Source organism: Pseudomonas sp. MWU16-30316 (assembly GCF_020515645.1).
GTDB lineage: Bacteria > Pseudomonadota > Gammaproteobacteria > Pseudomonadales > Pseudomonadaceae > Aquipseudomonas > Aquipseudomonas cerasi.
This window is the reverse complement of sequence record NZ_JAIZAZ010000004.1, coordinates 324,049-335,863: the sequence shown is the minus strand read 5'-3', so window position 1 is coordinate 335,863 and position 11,815 is coordinate 324,049. Positions and strand designations below refer to the sequence as shown.

Annotated in this window: 8 protein-coding genes; 2 read left to right on the top strand and 6 right to left on the bottom strand. The window is 60.8% G+C overall.

All coding sequences use genetic code 11. The features are described from left to right. The first annotated feature begins 48 nt into the window (after positions 1-48). Both argH and LCH65_RS16210 read left to right on the top strand, forming a co-directional pair. Complete coding sequence (gene argH, locus LCH65_RS16215; RefSeq protein ID WP_024641407.1) at positions 49-1,443, top strand: argininosuccinate lyase; 1,395 nt, start codon at positions 49-51, stop codon at positions 1,441-1,443. 399 nt (positions 1,444-1,842) lie between these two features. After that, complete coding sequence (locus LCH65_RS16210; RefSeq protein ID WP_003367703.1) at positions 1,843-3,084, top strand: spore maturation protein; 1,242 nt, start codon at positions 1,843-1,845, stop codon at positions 3,082-3,084. Between the two features lie 4 nt (positions 3,085-3,088). Here the strand turns inward: LCH65_RS16210 and LCH65_RS16205 are convergent, their stop codons facing one another. The 6 genes from LCH65_RS16205 to LCH65_RS16180 form a co-directional block, all read right to left on the bottom strand. Continuing rightward, a complete protein-coding gene (locus tag LCH65_RS16205; RefSeq protein ID WP_003367700.1) occupies positions 3,089-4,282 on the bottom strand; it encodes a DUF5924 family protein in 1,194 nt (397 codons plus the stop codon). Between the two features lie 95 nt (positions 4,283-4,377). Then, the gene (locus LCH65_RS16200) at positions 4,378-5,754 is read right to left on the bottom strand and encodes a pitrilysin family protein (RefSeq protein ID WP_058398205.1); all 1,377 of its coding nucleotides are present in this window, start codon (positions 5,752-5,754) and stop codon (positions 4,378-4,380) included. A gap of 57 nt (positions 5,755-5,811) precedes the next feature. Beyond that, positions 5,812-7,464 carry a Na/Pi cotransporter family protein gene (locus LCH65_RS16195; RefSeq protein WP_226439617.1) on the bottom strand — a complete coding sequence of 551 codons (1,653 nt, stop codon included), beginning with the start codon at positions 7,462-7,464 and terminating at the stop codon, positions 5,812-5,814. 265 nt (positions 7,465-7,729) lie between these two features. Further along, positions 7,730-8,449 carry a methyltransferase domain-containing protein gene (locus tag LCH65_RS16190; RefSeq protein ID WP_003367692.1) on the bottom strand — a complete coding sequence of 240 codons (720 nt, stop codon included), beginning with the start codon at positions 8,447-8,449 and terminating at the stop codon, positions 7,730-7,732. Between the two features lie 253 nt (positions 8,450-8,702). Continuing rightward, the gene (locus tag LCH65_RS16185) at positions 8,703-10,679 is read right to left on the bottom strand and encodes a methyl-accepting chemotaxis protein (RefSeq protein ID WP_003432666.1); all 1,977 of its coding nucleotides are present in this window, start codon (positions 10,677-10,679) and stop codon (positions 8,703-8,705) included. A gap of 185 nt (positions 10,680-10,864) precedes the next feature. Continuing rightward, on the bottom strand, positions 10,865-11,785 hold the full coding sequence (locus LCH65_RS16180) for a LysR substrate-binding domain-containing protein (RefSeq protein ID WP_003367689.1): 921 nt from the start codon (positions 11,783-11,785) through the stop codon (positions 10,865-10,867). Between the last annotated feature and the right edge of the window lie 30 nt (positions 11,786-11,815).

Genomic DNA, 11,815 nt, shown 5'->3' with positions numbered 1-11,815 from the left:
TGTGCCAGGTATCGGGCACGTCACTTTCAGTCAGCAACGAGCGAATCCATGAGCACCGACAAGACCAACCAGTCCTGGGGCGGCCGCTTCAGTGAACCCGTCGACGCGTTTGTCGCGCGTTTCACTGCCTCCGTCACCTTCGATCAACGCCTGTATCGCCACGACATCATGGGCTCCATCGCCCACGCTACGATGCTGGCCAAGGTGGGCGTACTGACCGACGCCGAGCGCGATACCATCGTTGACGGCCTGAACACCATCCAGGCCGAGATCGAGGCTGGCCAGTTCGACTGGCGCGTCGATCTGGAAGACGTGCACATGAACATTGAAGCACGCCTGACCGACCGCATCGGTATCACCGGCAAGAAGCTGCACACCGGTCGCAGCCGCAACGATCAGGTCGCCACCGATATCCGTCTGTGGCTGCGCGACGAAATCGACCTTATCCTCAGCGAAATCACACGTCTGCAGCAAGGTCTGCTGGGCCAGGCCGAGCGTGAAGCTGAAACCATCATGCCCGGTTTCACCCACTTGCAAACGGCCCAGCCGGTAACATTCGGTCACCATATGCTGGCCTGGTTCGAAATGCTCAGCCGCGACTACGAGCGTCTGGTGGATTGCCGCAAGCGTCTCAACCGCATGCCGCTGGGCAGCGCGGCGCTGGCGGGCACGACCTACCCGATCGACCGCGAGCTGACCTGCACACTGCTGGGCTTCGAGGTGGTGGGCGGCAACTCGCTGGACGGCGTATCGGATCGCGACTTCGCCATCGAATTCTGCTCGGCTGCATCCATCGCAATGATGCACCTGTCGCGCTTTTCGGAAGAGCTGGTGCTCTGGACCAGTGCGCAGTTCCAGTTCATCGACCTGCCGGACCGCTTCTGCACCGGCAGCTCGATCATGCCGCAAAAGAAGAACCCCGATGTTCCTGAACTGGTTCGCGGCAAGAGCGGCCGCGTGTTCGGTGCCCTGATGGGCCTGCTGACCCTGATGAAAGGCCAGCCCCTGGCTTACAACAAGGACAACCAGGAAGACAAGGAACCGCTGTTCGACGCGGCCGATACGCTGCGTGATTCGTTGCGTGCGTTCGCCGACATGATCCCTGCGATCAAGCCCAAGCACGCGATGATGCGTGAAGCAGCGCTGCGCGGCTTCTCGACCGCCACCGATCTGGCCGACTATCTGGTCCGCCGTGGTCTGCCGTTCCGTGACTGCCATGAGATCGTCGGTCACGCGGTGAAATACGGTGTGGAAACCGGCAAGGACCTGGCAGAGATGAGCCTGGAAGAGCTGCGTCAGTTCAGCAACCAGATCGAACAGGACGTCTTCGCCGTGCTGACCCTGGAAGGTTCGGTGAATGCCCGTAATCACATCGGCGGCACCGCCCCCGAACAGGTCCGCGCTGCCGTCGTTCGCGGCCAGGAGCTGCTGGCCGGGCGCTGAAGATACCCCGCATAGCCCTGATGACGCGGAGCATTGGCACGATAGAAATCTCAAGGCTTTCATCGTTCCCATGCTCCGCGTGGGAATGCCGTTCTGGACGCTCCGCGTCCTATCCTGAGCGTGCGTAGCGCAACGGATATGTGACGCAGAGCGTCACGACCTGCATGCCAACGCAGAGCATTGGCACGATAGTGATCTCAAGGTTTCATCGTTCCCATGCTCCGCGTGGGAATGCTGTTCTGGACGCTCTGCGTCCTATCCTGAATGTGCGCCGCAGAGCGTCACAAAACGACCGTGTTCTCGTGCACCTATCGCTCCTACGACTCTTTCAGCACCTACCGATTTCCCTCCGGCGCACCCCGCCGCTATCATCCCCGATTCTTGTGGGGGACTTATCCGATGCTCAATGGCCTGTGGCTTGGTTTTTTTGTCGTGGCGACGATTTCCGCGCTGGTGCAGTGGCTGGTGGGCGGCAACGCCGGCATTTTTGCGGCGATGGTCGAAAGTATCTTTGCCATGGCCAAGCTGTCGGTGGAGGTCATGGTGCTGCTGTTCGGCACACTGACCCTGTGGTTGGGCTTTTTGCGCATCGCGGAGAAGGCCGGCATCGTCGACTGGCTGGCCAAGGTCCTCGGGCCGCTGTTTCTGCGCCTGATGCCGGAGGTGCCGCCCGGCCACCCTGCGCTGGGGCTGATCACCCTCAACTTCGCCGCCAACGCGCTGGGTCTCGACAACGCCGCCACGCCGATTGGCCTGAAGGCCATGCGCTCGCTACAGGAACTCAACCCGAGCAAGACCGCCGCCAGTAACGCGCAGATCCTGTTTCTGGTGCTCAACGCCTCATCCCTGACCCTGCTGCCGGTGACGATCTTCATGTACCGCGCCCAGCAAGGTGCGCCTGACCCGACCCTGGTATTCCTGCCGATCCTGCTGGCCACCAGTGTCTCGACCATCGTCGGCCTGCTGTCGGTCGCGTTCATGCAGCGTCTGCGCTTGTGGGACCCGGTGGTGCTCGCCTACCTCATCCCCGGCGCCCTGTTGCTGGGCACCTTCATGGCTTTTCTCGGCACGCTGTCGGCGGCTGCGCTGGCGGGTCTGTCGTCGATTCTGGGCAACCTCACGCTGTTCGGCCTGATCATGATGTTTCTGATCATCGGCACGCTACGCAAGGTGCTGGTCTACGAGGCCTTCGTCGAAGGTGCGAAGGAAGGTTTCGACGTCGCCAAGAGCCTGCTGCCTTATCTGGTCGCCATGCTCTGTGCGGTGGGCGTGCTGCGCGCATCCGGCGCGCTGGACTTCGGCCTGGAAGGCATTCGGCATCTGGTGCAGTGGCTGGGGCTGGACACGCGCTTCGTCGATGCGTTGCCGACCGCGATGGTCAAACCCTTCTCGGGCAGCGCCGCCCGTGCCCTGTTGATCGAAACCATGCAGACCCAGGGCGTGGACAGCTTCGCTGCATTGGCCGCTGCCACGATTCAGGGCAGCACCGAGACCACGTTCTACGTCCTTGCCGTGTACTTCGGCGCCGTGGGCATTCAGCGCGCTCGCCATGCGGTGGGCTGCGCGCTGCTGGCCGAGTTTTCCGGTGTCGTGGCCGCGATCTTCGTCTGCTACTGGTTCTTCGGCGCGACCGCGACCTGAAACATTACTGCGCCGGAGCCTGAGGCGCAGACTCCGCGGGGGCTGCTTCGGCAGGCGCAGCCTCCTGCTTCTCCTGCTTCGGCTCATCAGCCGGTGCGGACTCAGGCGTAGTCTCTTCGGCCGAGTCGCCGCCCGGCTTGAGCTTGATTATCCGCCCGGTAGGTCGCTTGACTGCTGGCTGGTCATTGTCAGTGACGACAAAACGCAGCACGCCGATCATCTGGCCGTCCTCGGTCAGCACCCTCACCTGCCAGCGTCCTGTCACGTCCTCCGGGAAGTTTTGCTTGCGCGTCCAGGCGCGATAGCCTTCCTTGCGGCCGCCGTGGATATCCAGCGCGATGCGGTCCATCTCTTCGCCTTCATGCCACCACACATGGTAGATACGCTCGTCCAGCCCGCGCGGCGCATTGATGGCGGTGTACGCATACAGGCCGCCGTTGCGCAGCTGCTTGGCGCTGATCAGCGAAATACTGTCGCCCGGCGTACGGTTCTTGTTATCGAAGTCCGGGCTCACCGCCACTTCAGTCAACCACAGCGTCGCAGGCGGCACCCAGGAGCGTAGCAACCAGCCCGCCGCGCCGATGGCCAGGATGATGCTGATCACGGCCAGTGCGCTGCGCCAGGTGTTGAGCGGGAAGTTGGACATCAGGCTGGGCGCCGACAGCAGCATCGCCACACCCAGCGCCAGTTTGTAACTCTCGGCGGTGGTCAGGTGCAGGATGATCGGCAGCGCGGTCAGCAGTGCCGCGAACAGTGTCAGAGTGTGCAACGTCATGAACAGCCAGCGTCTGGGCGCCAGCCATTTGTAATAGAGGGGGTCGATGATCGAAATCAACCCGGCGGCGCCGAGCACCGCAGTGAATACCGCCTGACCACTGTTCCAGGTGGTGGTGATGAAAAAGAACGGCAGCACGAAGAACAGGCTTTCCTGATGGATCATCTGCGTGCCGTAGCGCAGCAAGCCCTGCGGAATCTCGCGGCCCAGCGCCTTGTTGAGCAACCCGACCATAGTGTTTTCGACCATCAGCCACAGCCAGCTGATCAGCATCACCACGGCAATCCAGGTGGCCAGCCCTGCCTGGCGATCGACCAGAATGAAACTGGCGATACCGGAAACGAAACCAAACGCTGCAATGAGCCCCGGGTAGCGCTGCATCAAGTTGAGCACGGGTGTCACATAGCGATTCACGTCAAGCATCGGAGGGGTCACTCGGTTCTGTTCATACAAAAAACGCGCTGTGTAACAAACGCAGCGCGGAGCCTGCACCCGGGGTGCAGTTCGGTGTCAGGATTCTATTTGCTGCGTACACGCCAGCGCCACAGGGCCAGCAGTGCCATGAAACCCAGTACTCCGCCAATCAGCCAATACAGACCGTCATAACTGAACAGTGGCTTTTCAATGCGCATGTAACCCGGCTGGGCAAGCAATTGGCGCATCGCCTGATTGGCCGTTTCCAGCTTCACCGCCTTGATCCGTTTGGCCGGATCCTCGAAGCGCCCGTTTTCATAATCGTTGAGCGCGCTCCAATAGTAGTCGGCCAGCGCGCTATTGCCTTGTGTGGCCCATGACTGCCGGTCAATGGCGAGCTGTTGCAGCCGCGCAAACGTAGCGGGCTGCATGCCGTCTTTTTGCAGGCGCTCGACCAGACCGCGAATGTCGCGCTCGGCTTCATCGGCATCGTCACGTTCGACATCGGCGTTCAGGCTCAAAAACCCGACATCGCCGAACACTTCGCGCTCTGCCGAGGGGCCGTAGGACAAACTGTGTTTCAGGCGCAGCTCAGTGTAGAGCGTCCAGTCCAGATAGGCTTTGACCAGCTCCCAGGTTTCGTCGTGCTGGTCGTCGAGCTGCGGCTCTGGGTAGATCAGGTGCAGCTTGGCGCTCTCGCCCAGCCCGCCGCGCTCAAGCTCGCGGCGCGGTTCGGCCGAGCCGCTGCCCTGCGCCAGTGGCGGATGGTCGATCGGATCGGTGGGGGCGAGCTTGCCGTAGGTGCGCTCCAGATAGGCTGGCAGCAGCTTGTCCAGATCACCCACCACAATCAGCGTCATGTTGTTGGGGGCGTACCAGTTGGCGAAGATGTCTTCGATATGCTCCAGCTGGATGCCGTCCACCTCGGGACGTTCAGCGCATTTGAGGCCCAGCTCCACGGCCAGCTGGCTGCTGGCGCTGCGCCCGGAATCACGCCGGTCAAGCAGGCGCTGCAAGTGCGAAAAATGCCCGCCATCTTCGCGTTCGACCACGCGTTTGACGCCGTCCAGCCGCGCCTGGCTCAGCTCGGTTTTGGTCATGATCTCCAGCAGCAGGTCGAGCACCTTGCGCTGGTTGCGCGCAGGCGCTTCGATCACGAAGGTGGTGTCGGCATTGCTGGTGAAGGCGTTCCACTCGCCGCCCAGTGCCTGCATACGCTCCTCCAGCCCGCCTTCGCCGCTGTCATCCACGCCGCTGAACAGCAGGTGTTCCAGCAGATGCGGCAGTTCCTTGTCCTGGCACGGGAAGTCATCGAAGCCGATACCTACCACCAGGCGGATGGCGACGTGACCCTTGTCGTAACCGGGTTTGAGAATGACTTGCAAACCATTGGGCAGCAGGTAGCCCTCGACCTGGAGACGGTCAAGGGCGAATGAGGGGAGTGAACCGAGGAGCAGACAAGCGAACAGCAGGCAACGCATAAAACAGCTTTCCTGGCGGGCCGGTATGTTTAACAGACTTCACCTCGGCCCTTACGTTCATAGCGATCTGTCGGCCTCGACCTCGCTCGACAAGGCTCCTGTGTCAGCGGTTTCCAGCACTACGTAGGCGCTGCTGCAAAACAGCGAGTTCAGACGCTTCATGTCGGCAATCAGTTCCAGGTGCAGCGAACTGGTTTCGATACTCTGGACCACCTTGTTGCGCAGCCGGCTGACGTGGGCGTGCGCCAGGCGTCGCTCCTCGGCCCTGAACTGGCGCTTCTCGCGCAACAACTGACGCGCGCTTTCGTGATCGCCGCTGAGGAACACCGAAAGGCCCAGGCGCAGGTTCGACTGTAATTGAATCTGCAGATCGGCAAGTTCTTCAAGACCGACTTCAGAGAACGACCGGCGATGTGCCGTCTTCTGCTGCTGGATCTTGCGCAACATGCGTTCGATCAGGCCGCTGGCCAGCTCCAGGTTGATGGTCAGTTCGATGATCTCGGCCCAGCGCCGGTTGTCGTGCTCGCCGAGGTCTTCACGCGGCATCTGCGCCAGGTACAGCTTGATCGCGCTGTACAGCGCTTCGACGTCATCGTTGAAGCGGCGCACTTCCTGGGTCACCGCCGTTTGCGTGCCGCGCAGTACCGCCAGCATCGAGGCGAGCATGCTTTCGATCAGGTCGCCCATACGCAGGGTTTCGCGCACCGCGTTGGCCAGCGCAAGGCTGGGCGTCGACAGCGCGGTCAGGTCCAGATGACGCGGTTTGGCCAGGCCGCCGACTTCGTTCTGCTGGGGCAGCAGATACGAGCACAACCGCGCCATCGGGGCCACGGTTGGCAGCATGATCAGGCAGCGCACCGTGTTGTAAAGCAGGTGAAAGCCGATCACCAGTTCCTGCGGACTAAAGCCCAGCGTGTCGATCCAGGCAACCAGCGGATCGAGCACCGGAAAGATCAGCAGCAGGCCGAACAGTTTGTACAGCAGACTGCCCAGCGCCACCTGCCGGCCGGCAACGTTCTGCATGCTGGTACTGAGAAAGGCCAGCAGGCCGCTGCCGATGTTGGCCCCGATCACCAGGCCGATCGCCACCGGCAAGCCAATGACTTCGGTGCCTGCCAATGTGGCCGTCAGCAGCACTGCCGCCAGGCTGGAATAGGAGATCAGCGCGAACATGGCGCCCACCAGCGCATCCAGCAGCAGGTCGCCGGTCAGCGAGGCGAACAGCACCTTGACCCCCGCCGCCTGGGTGATCGGTGCGGCAGCCGCGACGATCAGCTGCAAGGCCAGCACGATCAGGCCCAAGCCGATACCGACCCGTCCCAGTTGACCGGCACGGGTCTGCTTGCGCGACAGGAAAAACACTACGCCAAGGAAGATCAGCAGCGGCGACAGCCATGACAGATCGAAGGTCAGCACGCGAGACATCAAGGCGGTGCCGACATCGGCGCCAAGCATGATCACCAGGGCAGGCGTCAACGTCATCAGCCCCTGGCCGACAAACGACGTCACCAGCATGGCGGTGGCGTTGCTGCTCTGCACCAGTGCCGTCACCAGAGTGCCGGCTATGAACGCGAGCGGTCGTTTGGACATGTTCTGGCTGAGCACACGACGAAGTTGTGTACCGTAAACACGAAGGATGCCAGTGCGCACGATATGCGTGCCCCAGATCAGCAGGGCGACGGCGGATAGCAAATCGAGCAGGGTCAGCATGCGAAAAGCCCCCTGAGGTTTGCCTATACAGGCGATGAATTGAAAGATGCAGCGTGTAGCGAGCGGGGATGGATGAAACGCTCTACTAAGCTTTTAGTCGGCCATGGGCCTTGGCGCCAGCATCGCACAGCGCGGATTTCATTGAAATAAAAGTGTCATAAATCAGTATTTTGATTTTGCTCGGGCATTCGCCATGAACCCGTCGCATGTGCCTCATGGCTGTTCACCCGCCCTGCCGCCCGCAGGCGGCGGAAACGTTACAGGGTCAATCCATAGTGTACGCAACGTTAGGGTCGAGTTTCATACCGACGGCCTTTGCGACGTGCATGCCTTTTTCATACGAAAACGATTTATCTGCTGTGGGCTGGAAGAACTCCACGAAATCCAGGCTGCGGCGACTGAACACGAACCCGCCGATGAGCGGCTGATTGACTGCATACAGATGCGGACACAGCGCCATCATCGACGAAGCAGGCACGCCGATCAGGTGTTCCTCAAGATCGCCGGTCTGTTGAGTTTCTTGCGGGTAAAACCACAGTGGCGTGCTGATGAACAGATAGGCATCCGGCCCCAGGCTGGAAAGCAATGTGCGCACCAGCCATCTCGCCGTATCGGCTGTCAGATGCTCGACGACATCCAGCAGACAGATTATCCGGTACTGGGCCAGCCGCTCGGATGACAGCTCTTGAGCAAGGCCGTGCCAGATGTTGCGGTAGGTAGCGTTCTCATGCAGCTGCGAATTCTGGCAGTTGGCTTCCCAGCCATCGATGCCGTCCACCGACCAGTGCGCCGTGTCCGGGTTTGCCTTGATCAACGCGCCCAGTGTTCCAGAGCCGAACCCGATATCCAGCACTTCAACATCGCTGCTGAGGTCTTTCAGGATATGGAAAATCATCGCCTTGGGAGAGACCGAGTCGCCTTCCACATGGCCGGTTGCAGGCGCGAAGCCTTCTGTAGGCTGATAGTTTTCAACATATTGCTTCATTGTCTGGATCCTTGACGATGGTTAGGGAGGCGGGGTTTACCGTAGATCCTGTTGAAGCATCCGCATTGGGGTGTAGGAGGAGTATAGGGGGGGTCGAGTGCCTGGCCTTTAATCCTGCAAACTGACCAGAAACGCTTGGTGACACGAGTGGCGCCTGTAGCGGCATAGCAGGCTTTGGCGGATATTCAGAACCTGACGCAAGCGTCTGGTACAGCGTGCCAACGCCGAGCATTGGCACACTGTTCGGTCAGTCTTATCGGAACCGGTCAACCTCGTGACGCAGTTCTGTAGCCAGGCCATTCAGCTCCTGAGCAGTGATGGCGAGGTTGGACATGACCTGGCGCTGTTCGCTGTTGGCCATGGCGATGCTTTGCAGGTTGCTGCTGAGCATGGTCGCGGTGCTGCTTTGTTCCTGGGTGGCGGTGGTGATGGCGGCGAACTGGTGACCGGCCGAGCGGCTTTGCTCGTCGATCTGGGCCAGTGCGGAGGCCACTTTGGCGTTGAGCGACAGGCCTTCCTGCATCAGTGTGTTGCCCTGCTGCATGGTGCTGATGGCGTTGCCGGTTTCTTGCTGGATGCTGGCGATCATGCCGGAAATCTCATCGGTGGCTTCACGGGTGCGCGAGGCCAGGCTGCGGACTTCGTCAGCCACCACGGCAAAGCCGCGACCCTGCTCACCGGCGCGTGCGGCCTCGATGGCAGCGTTGAGCGCGAGCAGGTTGGTCTGGTCGGCAATCGAGGTAATCACCCCGACGATGCTGCCGATTTCCTGCGAGCGCTGACCCAGCGTGTCGATGACTTTCGCGGTGCTGCTCAGCGAAGTGGCGATCTGTTGCAGCGACGACGAAGCCTCTTCCATCGAAGTACGACCAATGCGTGTCTGCTGGGCATTTTCCTGTGCCAGTCGTTCGGTATTGCCCATGTTGTCGGCAATGTTCATCGACGTGGCGCTGAACTCTTCGACCGCACCGGCCATGCTGGTGATCTCGCCGGATTGCTGCTCCATGCCCTCGAACGCACCGCCCGACAGGCCGGACAATGCGTTGGCGCGGGTGCTGACTTCCTGCGCCGCAGTACGGATATGCGCGACCATCGATGACAACGCTTCGCTCATCTTGTTGAAGCTGCCCGACAACTGCCCGATCTCGTCATTGCTGGTCACATTCAGGCGTACGCTGAGGTCGCCTGCACCCAGTGCGTCGGCCTGGCGTACCAGTTCGGACAGTGGACGCAGCTTGCTGCGCAACAGCCAGATGGCACTGATCACCGCGATCAGCATGGCCAGCAGACTGCCGATCGCCAGTTGCGTGCCGACGTGCCAGGTCACTTCACTGATTTCCTTGCGCGGCATGCTGGCGATGACGGTCCAGGGGCCGCCAGCGAACGGCTGGCCGACGCTGTAATAGTTGTCATCACCGTCATCCCAGAACTGCGCCTTGCCCGGTTTGCTGGCAAGGTCGGCCACTGACTTCGCGGCACCGTCGAGGGATTTGACGCCTGCCGGTGGCACCAGCCAGGTGCCCTTGTCGTCGAGCAGCGCCAGCGAGCCGGTAGAGCCGATACGGAAGCTCTTGAGGTTATCGAACTGGGTCTTCTGTGCATCGGTGTAATCGAACCCTACAAACAGCGCCGCAATGATCTTGCCGCTGCTGTCGCGAACCGGGCTGTACTGGGTCATGTAGTAGCGATCAAACAACACCGCCTTGCCGACATAGCTCTGCCCGGCCATCAGACGCTCGTAGGCTGCGCCCTTGCGATCCAGTACCGTGCCGATGGCGCGCGTGCCATCCTGCTTGCTCAGGGAGGTGCTGATACGGATGAAGTCGTCGCCGCTGCGCACGAAAATGGTTGCCACACCTGCGGTCATCGAGCGGAATTCGTCGACTTCGGTAAAGTCGTTGTTCAGCACGGCATCACGCAGGAACAGGCCTGGCGTGGACGTGCCCGCCACCGTGACCGGCTTGTCGGGTTGCAGGCTCAGGCCATCGGCGAAGCGTTTTTCGAACAGTCCACTCAGGCGCTGAGTACTGTCGCGCAGCGTGCTGTGGAAGGTGTTGAGCTGGTCAGCGAGGAGCCTGGCTTCACTCGACATGTGCTCTTCACGAATGACCAGGTTGGACGCGTCCAGAGACCTCAACGCGAACAGGGTACTACCACTGATAACCACCGCCAGGATCACGGCCAGAGCAATACCAAGTTGCGAAGCAATTCGGGTACGAGGCTTGGACATAGAGACTCCGTGCCGAATGATTGGAGTTGCCGGATCCGTGGCTTATCATTCAGCTGATAGATTTAGTTGGTGTTTTACGCCGTTTGAACGAGCAATCGTTAAGCTATGCTTCGGCCATCAAGGTCGTTACTTGAGAGCGGAGCGAGACATTAACAAATGATGGCAGTTCAATACTAAACTAAATTTTAATAGAGTACTTCAACTAACGGCAACTTCATGGCGCCCACCTCCGCCTTGAGAAAATCGCTGAGGCGTCGCAACCGCTCTGCGCCGGGCCTTGTACGCGGCCAGACCAGATAATAGTTTTCGCCACTGAACACCGCCGTGCGCCACGGCAGACTCAGACGGGCCTGCGCCACGTCTTCGGCGACCATCAGCAGATCACCCATCGACACACCGTAGCCGCGTGCGGCGGCAATCATTCCCAGCTCGAGGGTGTCGAATACTTGCCCGCCTTTGAGCGACACCTGATCGGCCAGACCCATGCGGTTCAGCCAGGTGCGCCAGTCACGACGATCAGGAGTGGGGTGCAGCAATTCAGCCTTTGCCAGCCGCTCCACGTCCCATGGCGGGTCCTGCAACAACGTGGGTGCGCCGACCGGAATCAGCAACTCGGGAAACAATAATGTGGCGTCCCAGTCCGACGGGAAATGACCCTGGCTGAGCAGAATCGCGCAGTCAAAAGGCTCTTGGGTAAAGTCCACCGCATCGATTTCCATCCACGCGCTTGTCAGTTGCACTTCGTTGCCCACCTGCAGGTGACGGAAACGGCTGAGCCGCGCGAGCAGCCAGCGCATGGTCAGGGTCGACGGGGCTTTCATGCGCAGAATGCCCTCCTCGGTCTGCAAGGTGCTGCAGGCGCGTTCCAGTGCCAGGAACCCATCGCGCACACCGGGCAACAGCGCGCGTGCCGATTCGGTGAGCTGCAAGTTACGCCCGTTACGCTGAAACAAGCGGCAGGCAAAGTGCTCTTCCAGCGTACGAATATGACGGCTTACTGCACTTTGGGTGATCGAAAGTTCCTCGGCCGCGCGGGTAAACGAGGTATGCCGCGCAGCCGCTTCAAAAGCCCTTAGTGCATAAAGAGGGGGGAGACTGCGAGGCATGGGGCGCTTCCTGCGGACGATGAACGGCTA